At 57.9% G+C, this 19900-nt stretch carries 16 protein-coding genes; 6 read left to right on the forward strand and 10 right to left on the reverse strand.

All coding sequences use genetic code 11. The features are described 5' to 3' along the window. Nucleotides 1-41: 41 nt before the first annotated feature. From AC559A_RS11075 to AC559A_RS11100, 6 genes are all read right to left on the reverse strand, one after another. The gene (locus tag AC559A_RS11075; protein WP_498817969.1) at nt 42-2750 is read right to left on the reverse strand and encodes a molybdopterin-dependent oxidoreductase; all 2709 of its coding nucleotides are present in this window, start codon (nt 2748-2750) and stop codon (nt 42-44) included. Between the two features lie 271 nt (nt 2751-3021). Further along, entirely contained in the window at nt 3022-3228 is a 207-nt protein-coding gene (locus AC559A_RS11080) for a hypothetical protein (RefSeq protein ID WP_498817970.1), read from the reverse strand. 69 nt (nt 3229-3297) lie between these two features. Further along, a complete protein-coding gene (locus AC559A_RS11085; protein ID WP_498817971.1) occupies nt 3298-4758 on the reverse strand; it encodes an RNA-binding domain-containing protein in 1461 nt (486 codons plus the stop codon). Continuing rightward, the gene (locus AC559A_RS11090) at nt 4755-5072 is read right to left on the reverse strand and encodes a hypothetical protein (protein WP_498817972.1); all 318 of its coding nucleotides are present in this window, start codon (nt 5070-5072) and stop codon (nt 4755-4757) included. Before AC559A_RS11090 ends, AC559A_RS11085 begins: the two co-directional genes overlap by 4 nt. Before the next feature lie 28 nt (nt 5073-5100). After that, complete coding sequence (locus tag AC559A_RS11095) at nt 5101-6765, reverse strand: Na/Pi cotransporter family protein (RefSeq protein ID WP_498817973.1); 1665 nt, start codon at nt 6763-6765, stop codon at nt 5101-5103. Between the two features lie 20 nt (nt 6766-6785). After that, nucleotides 6786-7460, reverse strand: a complete 675-nt coding sequence (locus tag AC559A_RS11100; RefSeq protein ID WP_498817974.1) for a hypothetical protein — start codon at nt 7458-7460, stop codon at nt 6786-6788. A gap of 447 nt (nt 7461-7907) precedes the next feature. Here AC559A_RS11100 and AC559A_RS11105 point away from each other — a divergent pair, with 447 nt between their 5' ends. After that, nucleotides 7908-8060, forward strand: a complete 153-nt coding sequence (locus AC559A_RS11105) for a hypothetical protein (protein WP_498817975.1) — start codon at nt 7908-7910, stop codon at nt 8058-8060. Nucleotides 8061-8257: 197 nt separating this feature from the next. Here the strand turns inward: AC559A_RS11105 and AC559A_RS11110 are convergent, their stop codons facing one another. After that, nucleotides 8258-9286, reverse strand: a complete 1029-nt coding sequence (locus tag AC559A_RS11110) for a glycosyltransferase family 4 protein (RefSeq protein ID WP_498817976.1) — start codon at nt 9284-9286, stop codon at nt 8258-8260. 680 nt (nt 9287-9966) lie between these two features. Here AC559A_RS11110 and AC559A_RS11115 point away from each other — a divergent pair. Continuing rightward, on the forward strand, nt 9967-11484 hold the full coding sequence (locus tag AC559A_RS11115) for a hypothetical protein (RefSeq protein ID WP_498817977.1): 1518 nt from the start codon (nt 9967-9969) through the stop codon (nt 11482-11484). A gap of 225 nt (nt 11485-11709) precedes the next feature. On the opposite strand, the gene AC559A_RS11120 is transcribed toward AC559A_RS11115, so the two are convergent. Both AC559A_RS11120 and AC559A_RS11125 read right to left on the reverse strand, forming a co-directional pair. Beyond that, the gene (locus AC559A_RS11120) at nt 11710-12618 is read right to left on the reverse strand and encodes a cation diffusion facilitator family transporter (protein WP_498817978.1); all 909 of its coding nucleotides are present in this window, start codon (nt 12616-12618) and stop codon (nt 11710-11712) included. Nucleotides 12619-12699: 81 nt separating this feature from the next. Continuing rightward, the gene (locus AC559A_RS11125) at nt 12700-14088 is read right to left on the reverse strand and encodes a Fic family protein (RefSeq protein ID WP_498817979.1); all 1389 of its coding nucleotides are present in this window, start codon (nt 14086-14088) and stop codon (nt 12700-12702) included. A gap of 112 nt (nt 14089-14200) precedes the next feature. Here AC559A_RS11125 and AC559A_RS11130 point away from each other — a divergent pair, with 112 nt between their 5' ends. From AC559A_RS11130 to AC559A_RS11145, 4 genes are all read left to right on the forward strand, one after another. Then, a complete protein-coding gene (locus tag AC559A_RS11130) occupies nt 14201-14539 on the forward strand; it encodes an AAA family ATPase (protein ID WP_498817980.1) in 339 nt (112 codons plus the stop codon). Nucleotides 14540-14972: 433 nt separating this feature from the next. Next, entirely contained in the window at nt 14973-15155 is a 183-nt protein-coding gene (locus tag AC559A_RS11135) for a hypothetical protein (protein WP_498817981.1), read from the forward strand. A gap of 73 nt (nt 15156-15228) precedes the next feature. Beyond that, entirely contained in the window at nt 15229-15648 is a 420-nt protein-coding gene (locus tag AC559A_RS11140) for a (deoxy)nucleoside triphosphate pyrophosphohydrolase (protein WP_498817982.1), read from the forward strand. Continuing rightward, entirely contained in the window at nt 15645-18770 is a 3126-nt protein-coding gene (locus AC559A_RS11145) for a DEAD/DEAH box helicase (RefSeq protein WP_498817983.1), read from the forward strand. Before AC559A_RS11140 ends, AC559A_RS11145 begins: the two co-directional genes overlap by 4 nt. Before the next feature lie 95 nt (nt 18771-18865). Here AC559A_RS11145 and AC559A_RS11150 read toward each other — a convergent pair whose 3' ends face one another. Further along, nucleotides 18866-19138, reverse strand: a complete 273-nt coding sequence (locus AC559A_RS11150; protein WP_498817984.1) for a BrnA antitoxin family protein — start codon at nt 19136-19138, stop codon at nt 18866-18868. Nucleotides 19139-19900 lie beyond the last annotated feature (762 nt).

A 19900-nucleotide genomic window follows, 5' to 3' on the forward strand; every position in this document is an offset into this window, starting at 1 on the left:
GGGCTGGCATTCACCCGTTTTTGAGTTGGACCATAAGGTTCTCACCGGGGCTCCCGACCCTCTCCGCGGAGCCTGAGCCATGCCTGGGCGGCCTTGTCGCAAAAAGTTGTCGCGTCGGCGAGGAGCAGGGGGAGGCGTCTGGACAGGTCCGTGTAATACGCATCAGGGAACTGGTCCTGGTAGGTGCGGTAGGCGGGAATGCCTCCCTGGCGAAACAATGTCAGCCAATCGGCGAGAATCGTTGAATCCGCCTCCAGGTGGAATTGAAAGCCGTACGAGGCGCGGCCGACCCGGAAGCACTGGTTGGGACACGTCTCCCCCTGGACAAGCAGGGTCGCGCCGGGGGGCAAGGTGAACGAGTCCTCGTGGAACTCCATCAAGGGAGGCAGGGGCAGGGCCGCGCTGATGACCGGATCGTCCTCGGCCGCCGGGGTCGGGTGGTGCTGAACGAATCCGAACTCCAGCCCGGAAAGGGTGTTGGTGGTTCCGCCGTGGGCCCGGGCCAGCAGTTGCGCGCCCAGACAGATGCCGACCACGGGCCGTTGCTTTGCCTCAAAGGTGCGCATCAGGTCCATGAGCCGGGGAAAGTGCGGGGACGAGGCGTCGTCAAAGGCGTGTTGCGGTCCGCCCAGGACCACGAGCCCGCTGAAGTCCCCCGGCCCTTTCGGCAGATCGTCGCCGTCCATGGGACGCAGAGTGGTCACCCGTGCGCCCTGGCGCAGCAACGCCTTGACGAAGTTGCCCCCCGGTGCCAGGCGACTGTGCTCAATCACGAGGATACGGACATCCTGGACGTCTTCGGCGGGCCACGGAGCTATGGCGACACGTGTCTCGTAATAGGGGCAGCCGTCGCCGACCCGGCTGGCCATATCCCGTGTCAATCGGTTCAGGCCGTGCCCACCCTTGGCCCACCCTCCCCGCTCGGCCACGAGAATGTCCTCACGCATCCCGGGGGCCACGCTCAGACGGGCCTTGACCGCCCCGTGCGCACTGAAGACCTTGACCAGCCGACCTTGTTCAAGCCCCAGCCTCGCGGCCTGGCGCGTGGACAGAACGACCACGGGCAGCGGTTCATGGTCGGCCAGGGTTCGTTCGGAGCAGATGGCGTCATGGGGAGCGACGGTCAACAGGGTGTAGGGGAATTCCGGAGTCTCCGGAGACGGGTCGGGATCGTCCAAATGCTCCAGGAAGTGGAACTTTCCGGACGGAGTCGGAAAGCGGCGGTCCGCGTAGGGAACCATGGGCGCGTTGACCCGGAAGGGGCGACTTCGCAGCGCCTGCAAGTCCCCACCCTGATCCCGGAGTGGTGCGCAAAGGTCTTCCAACCAGTCTTCCAGATTGCGACAATAGGCCTCGGCAAAGGGAAACCGTCGGGCCAGTTCCTGAAACATCCGGAATTCCGACCGGCACTCGCCCACCGGTTCGATGACCTTGTTCACCGCGCCGACGTAGTTGTGGCCGTAGCTGGCCATGACGTCCTGTTCTTCCAGAAACGTGGTCGCGGGGAGAAAGACATGGGCGTGGTCCGCTGTGTCGTCCAGGAAGTGACCGCTGTAGACCACGAACTCCGTTTGGCGAAAGGCCCGGCTGAGCTTGTCGCTGTTGGGCGCCATGCACGCGGGGTTGGAAGCGGTGACGAAAATCATCCGGATTTCGGGATTCGTCGCGTTCAGAATCTCCTCTCCGATTCTGGGCATGAGCAGGGTCCGCCGGGGCGGATGCAGTCCATTTCCCCACAATCGCTGGTCATAGGGCCCGTACTCCTCGAACCCCTGACTGACGCCTCCTCCGGGAACGCCCAGGTTGCCGCTGAGCGCTCCCAGGGCGTCGATGGCCTGGATGGACTGATGGGCCAAGGCGTGCCGGTGCAGGCCCCAGCCCAGGAGAATGGACGTGGGCTTGGACGTGATCAGGGTGTCGGCGATCAGCCGGACCTGATCCTGACCAACTCCGGCTTTTCGGCACAGTTCGTCCAGGCTGAAACCGCCCACGAGCTCCAAAAACGCCTCGCCTCCCTGGCTGCACTGCTCCAGGAATGTTTTGTCCTCGGCCCCGGCGGCCAGGATCAGCTTGGCCGCGGCCAGGGCCAGGAAGACGTCGCGGCCCGGCCGCACCGCGATATGGTGATCCGCCAGGGCCGCGGAACGGGTCCGGGCCGGGTCGACCAGCAGAATCGGCCCGCCTCGTCGGCGCAGATCCCGGATGATCGGGATCAAGCCGGCGTTGGTGGAAACCGGATTGCGGCCCCAGAGAATCATGGACCGACTGTTGGCGTGATCCAGCGGGTCATGGGAGACCCGGTCGCCGACACTGAGGTTCTGGGCCGCCTGACCCGTCCCGCCGCAGAGAGAGCCGCGCGGGGTGGTCACGCCGCCCAGCAGGCTGAAGAAATAACGGTTGAGCAGCTTCAGGGCCGTGCGTTCTCCGTACCCTTGGTAGGAGAGGATGGCTTCCGGCCCGGATTCGGCGATCACGGTTTTGATCCGCTCGGCTACAAGGTCCAAGGCAGCGTCCCAGCTCACGATCTCCCAGCGGCCATCACGTCGGACCATCGGAGCCGTGACCCGTTCCGGACTGTAGACCCGCCGCACGTACCTCGCCGTCTTCCCGCAGGCCGCCCCCCTGGTCAGCGGATGCTCGGGGTTCCCGCTCAACCGGACCAGGCGTCCGTTCTCCACGGTTGCCAAAAGCCCGCAGGTGCTGGGGCAATCACGGGTGCACGTCGTTGGGATGATTGTTTTCATAGTCATAGTTTTGCTCGGTTCATTAAAGGAATCCCGCATTCCCCGCGAGAGTTCGCGCGGCACTCGCCGGAGTCATGACCGCGATCGATCGGGACCGCGCATGGCTTGAAGCCGGTTTTGCAATGCCAGACAGCCTCCCTGGCAGCGGAGCATGAAGTCCTTACAGGCCAGGCACTCCGTGGAAGCGATTCAGGGTGTTTGTGAAGCCTGGGCGTGGTCGGCGTTGCGGTTGGTTTTGTCGCGGAGATTGATGTTGGGGAGAAGGACAGGACGTCATTCAGGCCGCTTGCGCTTCGTAGAAGGGCGAAGGCAGGGTCGGATAAACCCGGAAAACGTGGCGGTAGACCTCCTCGGCCCGGACAAGCACGTCGTCCTCGGAATAGTGGTCAGCAGGCAGGCCGGTTGTGTCGCTCCACAGAAAATCCCGGATCGTCAGACGGATATTGTCCCTGGTGGCTTCACGGCTTTCCCAATCCTCGATCACGCTGATCCTGTTCTTTAGTCGTAGCCGGAAAGACGAATGGACGTCGGCGCTGCTTTTCCGAGACTTGCATTACGTTTCCATCTCCAAAGCCCTGATCCCCTTTTCGGTCAGTCGGTATTTTTGCAGGCGGCTACTGGGTTTGTCTGGAATGGTGCGCTCGATGAAACCTTTGTTGAGCAGCTCATTCACCCGGAGGTTCAGTTTTCCTGATATGCTCGAATGGCCGAGGGATTTCGCCAACTGTGACTTTGACATGGTCGAGTCGTTCAAACACATCAGCACCCTTTTTGCCAGCGACTCTAGCCCCGACCCTGGCCCCGACTCTAGCCCCGACTTGTTCCTGACTTGTGCCTCGACGTGTTCATCCGCCTTTGCATGTATGCGATGCGGTTCTGCCAGATAGACGGTGAAGCGCAGGCGCATGGCGATTTCTTCAATCTTGGGTTCCGTCAGCCCCATTTCCCGGGCTTCTGAAAATATGCGGCGCACCCCGGTGCCCCATTGTTCGATCAGTTGGAGTTCCTTGAAAACGCGGGCAATGACCGGATTACGAATCCGGGAGGTGCCTTGCTTCATCTCCTCGATGGTCAGGCCGGGCAGGAGGATGCCCATGCTTTCCACTTCGATGCGATTATCCAGAAAGACCACCCGGATGGGAGCGCCCCGTTGCGAGTAGTCGCTGTGGACAAGGGCGTTGATGATCACTTCGCGCAAAATCCCCAGGGGAATGCTCCAGACGTCCTTGCGGCGCACCTCGGAGAGATCAGCCCCGCGGTAGGCGTGTTTTTTGAGAAACAGCATGACCTCGTCAACGGCCCTGGGCAGGGAGAGGTCGATCTCAATATGGTCGTAAATATCAATTTTTTCTGTGCCATAGAAACGGCCACATTGAATCCAGGCATCGGAGAAATGCTGTGTCCGCTGTCGGCCAAAAAGCAGAATTCCCCCTTTGGTGGGTACCAGCCGGTTTTGATGGCGGGCCAGGAGTTTCAGCGTCAGCAGGGCCTGGTCATCCAGCTTCCGAATCGGGCCAAAGGCTGCTCGCAGTGCTTCGAGATCCAGGTCGGCAGGCGTCAACTCCGGCATGGGCAGGGCGTCGAAGGAAACGCCCTCCACTGAGCGGCGCAGCTCGGCGATCAACTCGCGGTCAGCCTGGCGGTTGCTGGAGCCAAGCCGGACGTAGACTCCGGTTTCCGGTCCAACGGAGCGAAGATAGTGCGGGCGGGAGTTGCTGAGAAAAACCTCGACCACGAGCAGGGTCTTGCCCTCAATCGTGGTCATCTCGATATTGGGCACCAGGCGGGGGCTGATGGAGTCCGCGATCAGATTGCAGAGCCGCTCCTCCACATCCAGTGGGTTGTCCACACCCACCACCTCGCGGGTCATATCCGTCACGCCGATGACGATCTTGCCGCCCGCGGTATTGGCAAAGGCTACCAGGGTCTTGAGCAGGTTTTTTGGGGAAGAAAGATCCTGCTTGAACTCCAGGGTTTTGCCCTCGTCAGCCTTGAGCAGCTCGGCAATACTCATATCCCCAGCTCCTCGAAGTTCTTCTTGATCGTTGCTGCGAGGCGCACGGCTTCGGTGTTCAGGTCCTCCAGCTCCACATGGATTTCCCGCAAGGCTTCCTCGAAGTCAAAGCCGTCCTCCTCCATTTCCGGGGCCACACCCACGTAGCGGCCTGGAGTCAGGCTCCAGTCATTGGCCGCGATCTCGGCCCGGTCAGCCAACCCCATCACGGGCAGAAAATACTCGTTGCTGGCGTAATTTGAATTCGCCCGCAGCATGTCCGCCGCGCTCCATAGCCTTTTTTCAATGGCTTCGATATGTTCCAGCTGGGCCAAGATGGTGCTCCGGTTTGTAGTCTTTCGGCTACGATCGATGGTCCTGGGCCTGGGTGGCGTCGGATGTGACGTCGGAAGCGGCGACGGGCGCGACCAGGGCGAGATAGCGGCCCAGCAGCCAGATGGTTCGCTCGAACAGACTGGTGGCCGCGAACAAGGATTCCTGCACGGCATACGACAGTTCCTCTGTATGGCGCAAGAGACCGTGCCGCAAACGCTCCATGAGTGCGGAACGGTCCGAGGTCATGGCCGCCAGCATGGCCGCGTCATCTTCGTCGAGATCGATTTTATCCGATGCACTCAGCGTTTCGGCCATGGTGCGCAGGATGGCGTGCATCCCTTCGGTCAGGGATCGCTCCAGGTGGGTTCGGTCGCGCAATGCATCCGCGGGCCCCAGCATCCGTCGCAAGGCGAAGAGGCTCTCCCGGAGGTCGCCGAGCACCCTGTTTCGGGCCTGATGGTTCAGGATGCGGTGCATGGTTTGGCGGTCCTGGGTGCGATCGATCAACTCGGAGAGAAACAGCTCGATCTCGCGCAATACGCCGGCATTGCCGTTGTAAAGCGCCTGGATGTCTTTTCGGGCGGTTTCAACGGCCTGGTCCGCCGTGACGATATAGTCGGGCAGGCAGCTGAAGAGGCGGTTTTGCTCCCTGCTGACCAAGTCCAGGGCGGTTTCCGCGTCTCCCAGGGCCTGATCGTACAGGTAGACCGGTCTGGCCAGTTCCTCTTCCTGGGTGGCCGGGGCCAATCTGCCCAGCAATCTGAGGACCGGCCCCAGGAGCATGGAGGCTAGGATGCAGCCCAGCAGCTGTTGCAGAAGATAGACCCAGGCCGCTTGCAGGCTGATGGACGGAGTGATCCAGGCGGTCAGCGCCTGGACCAGGGGGATGTGCCGCCACTGTTCCAGCCCAAACAGGATGAGCATGATCGCCGTGGAGCCAATCTTGAGGAGGACCTGCTGCAGGATGATCCGGCGGGAGGTGCCGGTGAGATTGGCGGAAAGAAACCACAAACTGCCCGCGGACCCGAGGCCCGCTCCATAGATGACCATCATGGTCTGGGGCATGGTCAGCAGTCCGACGCTGGTCATGGCCACGGCCACGATGGAAACCGTGGCCGAGGACTGGGCGACCAGGGTCAATGCCGCGCCGATGCCGAAAACCATGAGGTAGGAGTCCGCCCCCAGTTCCAGTAGGTCCCGCACCGCCTGCATTTCCCGGAGCGGGGCCGCGCCTTGCTTGATGAACTGCAACCCCAGAAACAGCAGGGCCACGCCCAGCAGCGCGCCGATGAGATGCCGGAATCGACTTGATCTGTCCAGATTGAAGTAGAACGCCGCGCCGACCATGCCCAGCAGGTACAGGACCAGAACGCGGATATCCACCGTGGCCGCGAGCACCAGGGCCGAAGTTCCCAGGTTGGCCCAGATGACCACGGGCATCGCGCCGCGTAAGGACATGAGTCCGGCCGTGGTCATGCTCGTGGCGATGTAGGCCACGGCGTTGGTGCTTTGGGTGGCGGCCCCGGCCAGAATGCCCAGCAAAGCGCCTCGTACCGGGTTGTTCACGACCTTGGTCACGATCTTCCGGAACTTGCGACCGCTGAGTTGCTTGAGATGGTCCCCCACCAGCTTGACGCCGATGAAAAACAGCCCCAGCCCGGCCGTTATCGTTCCCAGAATTTCGATCAGCATCTCGGGATGCGGTCCCCGGTTCAGCCGCGGCGAACGGCCAGGCCGAGCATGATCAGCAGGAGAATGGTGGTCGCCCCGGCCCCGATGACCAGGACACGAGTGGTTGTCGCGTCCCGGGCCATGAACTCACGGGACAGCTCCAGACGCAGCGCGGCGGCGCGGATGAGCAGCTCGTTCACCAAACCGTCCAGGTTCACGTTCAGTTCCCGGTCGATTCCGCGCAATTCGTGATCCACGTCTCCGGCCTGACTGGCCAGATCCTCCCCCCACAGATTCAGCCGTTCTTCATAGGCCTTCAGGATCAGATCGTGCTCCGCCAAAAGAGGAGCAACCAACCCGGCCTCGGGTAACCGCAGTTCCGCCATGCCCTCGCGCGCAACGCTCAATCTCTCCCGCATCCCGGACGCTTCCCGCCGCATGGCCGCGGCATAGAAGGCCAGATCGTCCGGGTCCGCGCCGCGCAGCAGAACGTTTTTCCACTCTTGCACCTGGTTCTTGAAGTGCACCTGGGCCTGTCTCGCGTTGTCCGATGTTTCCATGAGCTGGTTCAGGGTCTGCATGTCCCTGGCGTACCGTTGGCTTGCCAAGCGCAGGCTGAAGAGGCCGGCGGCGCTGTTCACAACGAACAGCAGGATGATCAGTCCAGCCAGGCGAACCAGGAAGCCGCGTCGGTCGGGAAAAGTGGTGGAGGACATGGGGTCGATCTCTTGATGAAGAGGTGATCAAGGAAAAAGGCAATGGGCCATGAACCTGCCGGGAGCGTGAGAAAACCTGCTCGCAGGGTGTCCAAGTAGTGCCAATGGAGAACCTTGGCAATGCCGGTGAACCGGAAAAGGAGGGGTCAGCCCTGACGGGGCGAGGGGTTTTTGAGGTTGGTTTTGATTTCCGACCAGAGGTCGACGTAGGACGCGACGCAGTCCTAAGCGTCCGGGGGGCGAAAAGCGTAATTGACGGATATTTTTCTCTGGATGGGCAATGCCTGTCGTGAAAATGTCGTCAACTCGTCACGAAATCGTGATGCATCGCCGTGCGAGCCGCGGTAGGAATGCTTCCGTCCATCCCGGGAACGAGGACCGTCGCGAGGATCATTTGATGTTCGCGGCCCGGGCCGAACAATCAAGCAGGCAAATCAGGAGGAAGCCATGGTGAATCTGGAAAAGGCGCAGGACGAGTATCGCAAACGGCAACTGGAACTGAACACCATTCGCAGACAGCATGAAGCGCAGATCAAGGATTATTCGGAGTTCATGAGGACCATTAGACAGCGCGATGGTCGCAAAGCCCCGCGGGGTTAACAGCAACCGAGAAGACGACCCCCCTCCGCTTCCAACCAGGCAAATTCCAACCAGCCAAAAGAAAGCCGACCCCGTCCAGGAAGACGCGGTCGGCTTTCGACGTTTGGAGGCGTCGCCACGGGCCGCTACAGGCTGGAGGCCAGGACTATGTCCGCGATGGGGCCGCGGGAGTGGGCGCCTTTGAGCACCCTGATGGTTCAGCCGTCCTTGCGTTTCGTGTTCAACAAATGGAGATTACCCAAAAACTGCTCGGTGCAACGTTCCCAGGAGTAGGTTTCGGCATGGATTCGGCAGGCTTGAGGAGAGAGGGGCAGGGCCTGATGCACGGCTTCTTGCAGATCCTCGGACAGCCATCCGGTTTGGCCATGGACGACCACGCTTTGGGGTCCGGTTACCGGGTAGGCGGCCACGGGGACGCCGCAGGCCATGGCCTCCAGGAGGACCAGGCCGAAGGTGTCCGTTGTGCTGGGGAAGACGAAGACGTCCGCGGCGGCCAGGTGGGCGGCCAGTTCCTCGCCGCGTTTGGCTCCGACGAACCGGACGTCTGGATAGGCCGCTTTGAGCTTCGCGAAAGCCGGGCCGTCGCCGACCACGTACTTGGTGCCGGGAATGTCCAGGCGCAGAAAATCCTCGATATTCTTCTCCACCGCCACCCGGCCCATGAACATGGAGATCGGACGCGGAGCGTCCAGATAGTCCTTGCTTCGCGGACGAAAGAGCCCGGTATCCACGCCCCGGGACCACAGCTTCAGGTTGGAGAAGCCGCGGGAGTGCAGTTCGTCCATCAACTCCGGCGAGGCGGTCATCACGGCCTTGGAGGGTTTGTGGAACCAGCGGAAAAAGGCGTAGGAGGCCTGAAGGGGAACGGGGAACCGCAGCCGGATGTATTCCGGCAGGCGGGTGTGGTAGGCTGTCGTGAACCCCTTGCCGCGCTTCCAGCAGAAGAATCGACCGGCCCAGCCCAGGGGGCCCTCGTTGGCGATGTGCACCGCGTCCGGGCGATAGTCGTCCAGGATGCGGGCTACCTTGCGCCAGGGAAACAGGGCCAGGCGGATTTCCGGATACGTGGGGCAGGGGAGGCCCGGAAACTGATCCGGGCTGAGGACCAGGACTTCATGGCCTTTTTCCCGGAGGATGCGGACCGTGTTCTCCAGGGTGGTGACCACGCCGTTGATCAGCGGGGTCCAGACGTCGGTGATCAGGGCGATGCGCATGACTCCTTCCATGTGCTCATTTCGTTTCCGGCTCGACGGATCAGGTGTCCACCGCCGGGCGCGGTTGTCTGAACCGGGGAAACCGGGCCACGCTTTCTGATCAAATGATCATGTCCGGGCTGCCCAAGTCCGCCCCGCGGTCAGGAAAATGACGAGGGTGGGACGTTGCCGGGGGCTGTGAATCAATGACCGGAAAGACACTGTTCGGAAAAGCAATACCGGCAAACGTACCCGGTCAATGTTACAGAAAGATGGTGGTTTTGTGGCGATTCTGTCGAACCCGGCATGAGGGGCCATGCGGTGCAAATCGTCATATGGACGGCATCCCACCTATACTATATTCAGCCTCGGTCGCAGGCCTTTCACAGCGGCCTTGCTGACGTCATCAAAGCCTCGGCGGGGGCGACGTTCGCCTACCTCATGGAAGACTTGAAGGCGGGTGGTTTGGGGTAAGGTCGTATTTCGCGCATCATGAGCGGTGAATTAGTAAAAAAAATCTAGTAACTACTCAGCACCGAGTAGTGCCGTTGCCGGTGTCGGTATCGGAATCGGGATCGGGATCGAAAACGCTGGGAAGCGTTCAAAATTTTTCCTGTTCCGATTCCGATTCCGATAGCGACCCCGACTCCGATTGCCGGAGCAAGGGCGGATACAAAATGTGCTGAGTAGTTACAAAAAATCTAGAGGATATCATGCAGCAGCACTCCGATGTCGTTTCGATTACCTTCCCTTCCAAAGCGACCTTGATCCCTGTTTTCGGGGCAGCGATTCGGGAATATGCCACGCTGGCTGGTTTTTCCGCGAAGGATGCCGAACGTCTTTGTCTCGCCTTTGAAGAAGCCGCTTCCTACGCCATTTCGCTGGGTTTTGGGCAGGAGGACGACGTGTTGCGGCTCGGATTGTCCCGCACCACGATCGGCCTTGAGATGGTTGTCCGCTCCAAGGGTCTCCCCCTGGAGGACGAGGCGCTCCCGACCTTCGATCCGCAACGGTTCGCGGTCGCAGGGGACGACACCGGGTTGCACTCTTTTCTTGCCCGGCAAATGGTTGACGAGGTGACGTTTTCTCTACTGGAGGGTGGAGAGCGGGAGATCCGCCTCGTCAAGCATGGGGCCGCCCAGGAAGGTGGACAGAACAAGGGACAGGAAAAGAGGGCACTGTTGCGGAAGCCTTCCACAGGTCCGCCCAGGCAACGGACTCTGACCAGCCACGCCGTTCGCCTGGCCAAGCCCGAGGATGCCGAAGGCATCGCCCGGTTGGCATTGCGGGCGCATGGCGCGGTTTTCTTCAATGAAGCCATCTATTATCCCGCCCGGGTTCGCGAGATGCTCGAGCAGAGGGAGATGGTCTCCGTGGTGGCTGAAACGGCAAGTGGAGAACTCATGGGGCATTGCGCCCTGGTGGCCGACACGCCGGGAGCGAGTGTGAGGGAACTGACCTATCTCCTCCTGGATACCCGGTTCAAGAGCCCCGGCGTGAACGAGGACGCATACGCCTTTCTCAGCGAGAGCGCCCGAACACTTGGTCTTCGCGCGATGTGCGCCCTGGCGGTCACGAATCACATCCATTCCCAGCGCAACCTCCTTCAGCAAGGATTCAAGGAAAGTGCACTGCTTTTGGCGGCAAGCCCGGCCTCCCGGAGTTGGCGGGAAAAGGACGGGCATGATCCGGGGCGCATCGCCAGCGTCGTGTTCGTCAACTATCTGTGCGGAGACGACCAGGCCCTCCTCCACGTTCCGGACAGGCACCGGCCCATGGTCAGGCAAATATTCCAGCATCTGGGGAAAAAATATCGCTTTTCCGATGATTCGGGGCGCGGTCTGCCTGAAGGCCCCGCACAGATTTATTCGGAATCCGACTTCAAGGAAGGGTGGACGTGGATCAGCGTCGCTCAATACGGACACGACATCCTGAATCACGTGGGCGACCGGTTGGCATTGTCTTGCGGGCAGGGAATCCCGGTCGCGCACCTTGAGCTTCCCTTGGCGGACCCGGCCACCGGAGCGGTGGCCGATCTTGTTGAAAAGATGGGGTTCTTCTTTGCCGGAGTCGGCTTGAACGACGAAGGAGGAGAGGTTCTTGTGCTCCAGTACCTGCATGGCGTGGACCCGGGCTACGACTCCATCCACCTTGCCACGTCCTTTGGCCGTGAACTTTTGGAGTATGTGCGCAGCGTGGCCCCCGGCACGTATTCTGATTCGCGTCCGTGATCAGGCTCGGAAAGGAAGGGCAAATCTACATCGAAATCCAAATCGCGATCCAAATCGAAATCGAAATTAATAAAATGCTGTCTACCATCCCGTAATTACGTCATCTTCTTGGTCATGACGTTCGATTTCGATACCGATTCAGATAGCGGGTGGGGTCGAGAACAAATCTGCCCTGCTCGGACACGAAGGGGAACGCCAGGGGAGGATATCAGGGGACGAAACGAATCAGCACACTGGTTCCGTTGCAAGCACCACGCTCACGAAACTGTTTTCGATTTTTCCTTCCAATGACTCCCGCATGGACCGGATGACCTGCTGGACTTCGCCTACGCGTTGGTCGGGGTCAAATTCCAGAAAGATTTCAATGAAGACCCGCCCTCCCGTTCTCCGCGAGCGGACACCGTGATAATGGACATACTCATGATAAAATTTCGCCAGTTCCTGGGTGATGATGATCTGGTATTTTTCTTCGAGGGTTCTGTCCAGGAGGTCGAAGAGAGAACTTTTTATCAGGCCGTAGAAGGAATAGATGATGACGCCGCCTAATGCTAGGGATATGACGGGGTCGATATAGAGCGACCATGCGTATTTCCGCAGGAGAATCATGGCCAGCAGGCTGACCAGTATCCCTCCGGCGATGACCGTGTCGGACATGGGCACCCGCCATTGAATGTCCGTAACCGGAGAAGGGATCCTTTTGTGGATCCGATAGTTGCGAATCCAGAGATAGCCGCTTGAAATCATGGATGCCAACATGATCACGGCTCCCATGGCCAGGTGGCCGGGATCAAGAGGAACGGGCGAAACAAGCCGCCCGATGGACGTGTAAATGATGTATCCGACGGAAAGCACAACAAACCAGGCGCCGATCACGCCAATGAGATTTTCAATTTTCCCCGCTCCGTAGTCAAAATTGACGCCCATCCCTTTTTTCATTTTGTGAAGAATGAAAAAAAGTATGGCATTGGCAAATAAAACGTTGAAATCGCCGAGAAGATCCGCATAGAGCGTCATGGAATTCGCAAGAACGGCAATGACGAGGGTCGGGCCGAGAAAGGCCAGGTCAATGATGACTGAAATGAGCGCCGTTCGTTCCTTTGTGGCGTCGGCGTTTGTGTTGGCTGGCGTGTTCATGTGGGGATTGATTCTCTTCGTAATGTCATTGGAGGTTACAGTGTAATGTTGGCTGGTGGTTGTTTCGTACTCAGCGGACCATCACCGCCACCGCTCGACCCAGGCTTGATATTCGGAATGTCGCACTCCATGGCGGGCGATATTTCCTTCGTGCAGTCCCATGATTTCAGTTTCCACCACCTCCACGAATCGTTCGCGCTGATCCTCGGCAAGCAGGCCGGCATTCCGGCGGATGAACTCCACGGCGGCGTTCCTGTCCATTTGTCCGCGCACGATTTCCGACACGACCCTGGAGATCGTTTCGCGGTGCCGCAACCGGAAGAGGTCAGGCTCGCCGAGGGAGCGACACACCGCGGCATAGCGCTCACATGAGCGGCCATAGGCCCAAATGAAGACGTCCCGCAGAAGTTCGACGCGGTTGAGTTCATAGACCCCGAGGACGCCATCCCGATAGGCTCTGCCAGGAACGTCCAGGAAAGACAACGGGCTCAGGTTGCGGACGATGAACGGGATGTTCGCGCACAGGCGGGAGACCCGTTTGTTTACGTCTTCGAAGGGCTGCAAATATGGCACATGTACGAGCATGAAGAAGGATTGCTCAAACGGGTCCTGGATCGCCTGGGCCGTATCGAGGATCTGTTGCAAACACTTGTTGATCAGTTGTGGGATTTCCAGTGGGAGGTAAACGCTGCCTTCAATGGCCACTGGAATGGAGCGCGGTCTGCCGCAGGCCTGGGGATCGGGCAACAGGTTGTCGGCAAGCAGGGCGTGCAGGTTGAGCACGGTGTACCTGTTGAATCCCACTTCGTCGGCTTGTTCAACCAACAGCTTGATGGCCGCCTTGTGGTTGATGATCATCTGGGTTTCAAAAGCGTCCTTGCCCGCCGCGGCTTCGCCGTACCGGAGCAGGCGTTCCGTCTCCAACAGCGAGTAGGTGTTGCCCTCCAATCTGCTGGAATTCCAGGAAAGGTCGATCAGGAGGCGGTCGAGGATCCTTTTGGCGAAGGTCCCCGCAGGCTGCTCATTGAGGTGGGAATGCGACTGGTTTTGCAGGGCGGCTCTGACGTCGGGAGAGAGATAAAACGTCTCATTGGGGCGGTATTCGTCCAGGAAGGCCCTGTTGTATCCGACTGGCCGCCGCTCATGCGGCGGTCGCCTGACGGCCTGTTTCACGGCCTGGCCTTCGGGCGAAACCGGCACGTATGGTCCCGCCTCGATCCGGCCTTCCAAGTCGGGCAGAATCCCAGTGATCGCGGCGGCGGGAACAGGCAGGTATCTGGAGGCCCGTCCCCGTCCTTCGACCCGCAATCGCCCTTCCTTGACCAGGAGCGCCAAGCGCCGTTGCAGGGTCCGGCGCGAAAGCCGCATCCCCGGCGCACTGTCGATATCGTCGAGGGAAGCGCCACCGGGATGCCGGGACACCGCGTAAAAAATGTCGTCGAGTTCTTTTGTGGGAGTCCGTCTGGGCATGTTTGCTCCGTGGGATCACACTGTAACGTCAAATCGCGCCACTATCAATGATTTTGTGGCGCGATTCCTGAATCGCGCCACTTATCTGACGCGATTCATTCGTGAGGCATGCATGCACATTTGCTTGATCGGCCCCAGCGGTTCCGGTAAGACCTGTTCGGCCCTGAAGATCACAGAAGGATTCAGTGGCCGGATTGTCATGCTGGATAGGAAGCGTGGTAGCGGCCCGATCTCTGCGAACCTGTTTAGCTACGACACGGCCGAACTGAATCCTCCGTTCGACCTTGGCCGGTACGTCCAGGACACCCAGGGCGCGGCTGAAGCCGGGTACGATGTCCTGGTCCTCGACAGCCTGACCCACGCCTGGGACGGAGAGGGCGGCAAACAGGAATTGAGACTTAACACTACAGCGAAAGTTTTGGAGCAACTATACTCAAATAAAAGCCATTAAAGTTGATTCTGGATACATTCTGGTATCTGGGGGTCTACTGCTTTTGGCCTTGATTACTCCGTCTGTTTTCCAGGGAAGGCCGTATGGCATCTTGCTTCATCTCCCTGAAAGGGAGAAATCGTAGAGCCGGTGGTTTTAACCACCGGGTTGGGGCATATAATTTCTTGAGTCCCGAAGGGACGACATTTCACGCTGAAAAAGTAAAAAAATGTCGTCCCTTCAGGACTCGCAGTAATATACTTCTCCTACCGGTGGTTGAAACCACCGGCTATACGATGGAATCCCTTCAGGATTGCAGAAATCCATTCGGTAAACGTACCCAACGAGGACCATTTTCGAAGTTTCCAATTTGTTATAACGAACACGCCGAAGCTTAGTCGGGCTTAGAAAATGGAAGTTTCGCTGTAGTGTTAACTACCGAGGAGACGCGGCAATGTATGGTACAAACACTGATCACGGGAAGAAAGTCGTCAAGATCGCCCAGGAACTCCTGCTCGATGAGGAGGACAGGACAGCCATCAATTCCGATCTGATCTCGGAAAAGATCGATATGGTCTTGGGTTGTGTCCGAAATGGGGTGAAGGGCTGGACAGGGAGCATGTCGTGGCTGAGCTGATCCGCAGGTGCAGCCACTGGATCAGCCCGAATACTGTACATGCCAATGAAACCGTCCGTGAGGAATGATTGGGGTGCGACAAGAAATTAATGACCATATCCACGTCTCCTGCGCTATCATCGAGCATGGCGGTCTGGTCTTGGCGGCCCGACGGGGCCTGTTCATGCGGCTTCCCTTGAAGTGGGAATTTCCAGGTGGCAAGATCGACCCGAAGGAGGACCCGCGGACATGCCTGCTGCGGGAAATCCGGGAGGAACTGGATATGGTCGTGGGGATCCACACGGCCCTTCCTCCGGTGAGCCACCGCTACCCGTTTTTCGGGGTGACCCTTCATCCCTACATCTGCACTGCTGGATCGAACCAATTCACGTTGACCGAGCATGCCGAGGCGGCTTGGTTGCAGCCTGAAGAACTGTCCGGTCTGGATTGGGCCGAAGCGGACGTGCCCGTGCTGCATGCCTACCTCTCTTGGCTGGAGAACCAGCGGATATGACAACCCAGCTTGCTCCCGGCATCTATGATGCCTTGGTTGACAGCCATCTGCGGGCGTTGCTGGACAGCAAACCGGAATTGCGGGCAGTGCTGGGCAAGCTCGACCCGGAGGAACAGCCTGCCAGATATTCGGATTTTTTGGCCAAGGTGATCAGGCAGGTGTTGCGGGAAGATGCCAATCAAGACAGGCAGCGAGAAATTTGTAATGCGATTCTGACTCACTTGATGGGCTCACTCGTGTCCCCGATCTTTCCTACGCAACTGATTCCGGGCAAGAAGAACGTGCTGCTGGAGATTACCCCTCCACATCTTGCCGCTTCAGGCATTCCACGTCCGCACACGCCCATCTCCGAAAGCAGTCTGTTTACCGGCTCCCCCCGTGATCCCCAGCTGGTCCATGAACTCCAGGCTGAAATGCAATCCGCTGATGAGGTGGACATTTTGGTCTCTTTCATCAAGTGGTCCGGACTGCGTTTGCTGATGCCGGCATTCGAAGATCTTCGGGACCGCAAGGTTCCCGTACGCCTGGTCACCACCTCCTACATGGGGGCCTCGGATGCTCCGGCCGTGGAATGGCTGGCCCGGTTACCCAATGTCCAGGCTCGTGTTTCCTATGATACCGAGCGCACCAGGCTCCATGCCAAGGCCTATCATTTCCAGCGCTATTCCGGATATTCCACAGCCTACATCGGCTCGGCCAACATGTCCCACGCGGCTATGACCAGCGGACTGGAATGGAACCTCAAAGTTACGGCCCAGGATATGCTGCATATCCTGGAAAAATTCACCGCCGAGTTCGAAACCTACTGGAACAGCCGAGAGTTTGTTCCGTTTGACCCGAATAGTCCGCAAATGCTTCGTGATGCCATCAGCGCAGCCAGGAAGACCAAGACGCAGGCAATGGTGTTTTTTGATTTGCGCCCGCATCCATTTCAGGAACGTATTCTTGAGGAACTGGAACGGGACAGAAGGATCAATAGACAATTCCGCAGTCTGGTCGTCGCAGCAACCGGAACCGGCAAGACCGTGATCGCCGCCTTTGATTTTCAACGATTTTATGAGCAGAGGCAGCGGCAGGCCAAGCTGCTTTTTGTCGCCCATAGGCAGGAGATTCTGGAGCAGGCCCTCGGAACGTTTCGGAATGTCCTGAGGAATCAAAATTTTGGGGATCTTCTTGTCGGCCCGCACCAGGCTGAACGGCTGGATCACCTCTTCTGCTCGGTGGGCATGCTGGCCGGCAGGCGCCTCTGGGAGCAGGTGGGTAGGGATTTCTACGATTACATCGTCATTGACGAGGCCCATCACGGCACAGCTGCCAGTTACCGGCCGATATTCCAGGGCTTTGCCCCTGAAATCCTGCTCGGACTGACGGCAACGCCGGAACGCATGGACGGTGGGAATGTGCTGGCTGACTTCGGCAACCGCATCACCTCTGAGATCCGATTGCCGGAAGCCCTGGAAGAAAAGCTGCTCTGTCCCTTCCACTACTTCGGAGTGGCTGATCCGGTTTCACTCCAGGATGACCGTTTCTGGAGGAATGGCGGATATGACATCACTGCACTGGAAAATGTCTACACCGGCACTCATGTTCAGGCCCAGCAACGCCTGGATGCCGTTCTGACGGCCTTGAATCGCTACGAGCCCGACCTGGAAAAGGTCAAGGGCATCGGTTTCTGCGTTTCCATCAAGCATGCCGAATACATGGCGAACATGTTCAGCCACAAGAGCATTCCTTCCGCGGCCTTGGTTTCCGGCATTGACTCCGGCCGGTGCAGCGAACTGTTGGAGCAACTGAAAACAGGGAAACTGACCTTCCTGTTTACTGTGGACAAATTGAGTGAAGGGCTGGATGTGCCGGAAATCAACGTGGTTCTCTTTCTCCGGCCCACCCAGAGCCTGACCGTGTTCATCCAGCAACTTGGCCGGGGCCTGCGCCATGCACCAGGCAAAGACTGCCTGACCGTGCTTGATTTTGTCGGCCAGGCCCACAGAAAATACCGCATCGACATCAAGCTGAAAGCTCTGCTGCCCAGGCATCGTTTTTCCATTGACCGCGAAGTGGAGCTGGATTTCCCGCATTTGCCTCCAGGCTGCTCCATCCAGTTGGACCGGATTTCGCGCCGGCATGTTCTGGAAAACATTCGCGCGAACCTGAGCAATCTCTCAGTGCAAGTCCCTGAACGGCTACAGACGTTTACCAGCGAGAGTGGCCAGGAACTGACCTTCGCGAACTTCATACTCTACCACGATTATGAACCCGAGCGGTTGCTGGTCAAGGAGACCTGGACTGCTTGGAAGGCAAAAGCCCGACTGACAAAAACGCCCTCAGATCCCGATGTTGAACGGCTGAAAAAAGCCCTGGTCAGGATCGCACTGGTTAACGGTCCAGAAGAAATTGCCAGACTTCAGGAAATCCTTGTTTATCTGCAGGGCAAGAACATTGCCCAGGCTCTTGTTGTTGCTGGAGATTCCTCCATTTCAGTCCATTACAGGATATGGGCGGACAAGGGCGACAACCTGGGCATGGCCACATTGAAAGATTCCTTCACCCGCTTGGCCGACAACCCCACGATTCTGGCGGATATGCAGGAAATCTTGAGCTGGGCCGCCGACACATCAAAAATTGACGGCAGGCGTCCGGTTGTGCCCTTTGAAACCACCCTGGAATTACATGCCCGGTATGCCAGCCGGGACATCAATGCGGCCCTCGGCCTGGCCAGCCTGCACACGCCCGGTCAAACCGGTGTTGGCATCTTACATGCTTCAAATCTCAAGGCCTACGCCCTGCTGATCACATTCCAGAAGACCGAACGCGAATTTTCCCCTTCAACAATGTATGCGGACTATCCCATCAGTCGGCAGCGCATCCATTGGGAATCCCAATCCACGACCACGCAACGCGGTCAGACCGGCCAGAACCTGATCAATCACAAGGAGAACGGGTATACCGTGCTTTTCTTTGTGCGGGAGAGAAAGCAAAACCTGAACGTCACGATGCCGTTCACTTTTCTTGGACCGGGAGAAGTGGTCAAATACCAGAACGAGCGCCCGATCAAGATGGTCTGGGATCTGGTATATCCGATGCCTGTGGAGTTGTTTGAGAATAATCGTTTGGGTGGATAAAAGAGGGCCTCGCGTGAGCAACTCAAGCGTGATGAATGCGAAAGCGAGAGGCGGTGATTTTCCCGGCCCACGTCCATTTGCGTGGTTTGCGCCTTCTATCCGTGCGTCGATCGCAATTCGGACTGAAGGCGTTCGGCAAGAAACATCTTCACCAGGCTCTGGTAGGGAACGTCACGCTTGTGCGCCAGCAGCTTGAGCTGCTCCAGCATGGACTCCGGCAACCGGAGCGATATGCTCTTGGTAGAAGGCTTGAGTTCAGGGAGGACCACCGTCTCGGCTTCTGACCAGTCCATGTACTCCACGGAATCGTGAGCTTGCCAAAACCGGCGCTCATCGTTCTCGTTCGCGAATTCGGGGATTTTCTTCATGATTCGTACCTTCCGATCTCGTTCGGGGTCATGTCGCGCGCCGAGATAACGCGAATCAACTCGCCACGTACAGTGCAACAGACTCCGCGTAAAATAACTAAACAACCTCTACAACCAACTTTTTCCGTTTCATGTGATCAATTATTATTTTAGACAACTCTTGTCCATTTCTATATATTATTGGAGATATTTGTACATAATATTTTCCATGTCGAAATCTATAAGAACGAATATCGTCGTTATTATATACAACTTGATAGAGAGAATCAGAAATTTTCATTTTTATTGGCTTACAGAATAACTTGTGAACAGTGATAAAACTGTCATCAATTTCTATACTTCTCCATGTAATCACCGGTTTTATGAAAATGATAAAAATTAGCAAAAATAAGCTGGTCAGTATCATGTAATATATTGAATCTGTTTGACTATACTTTGTGTAAAATGAATAGATAGCATACATTGATGCAATAAGAATTAAATAAATGTGAAGTGGAAATCTTTGGTGATACACATTGCTGTTTGTCTTATTTGTTTCATTTTTTTGCATGGAACTCACCTTCAGATGGGGCAAGCCTGTTTATGATCTCCCTGCAAAAAGTCCGGGCAGGCATTCGATTTAACTAAATATTTTGCTTGCATTGTATGCTATAGTAGTGATATTAAGATTTAAAAAACGAGGTCACTGCTATGTTGCGATATAAGAATAGAAATAGGCTAAGCCTTATGGACGATACATTTTGGCTTCCAGGTAAACAGTCA

Source organism: Desulfonatronum zhilinae (genome assembly GCF_900182865.1).
In the GTDB taxonomy this organism is placed as follows: Bacteria; Desulfobacterota; Desulfovibrionia; order Desulfovibrionales; family Desulfonatronaceae; genus Desulfonatronum; species Desulfonatronum lacustre.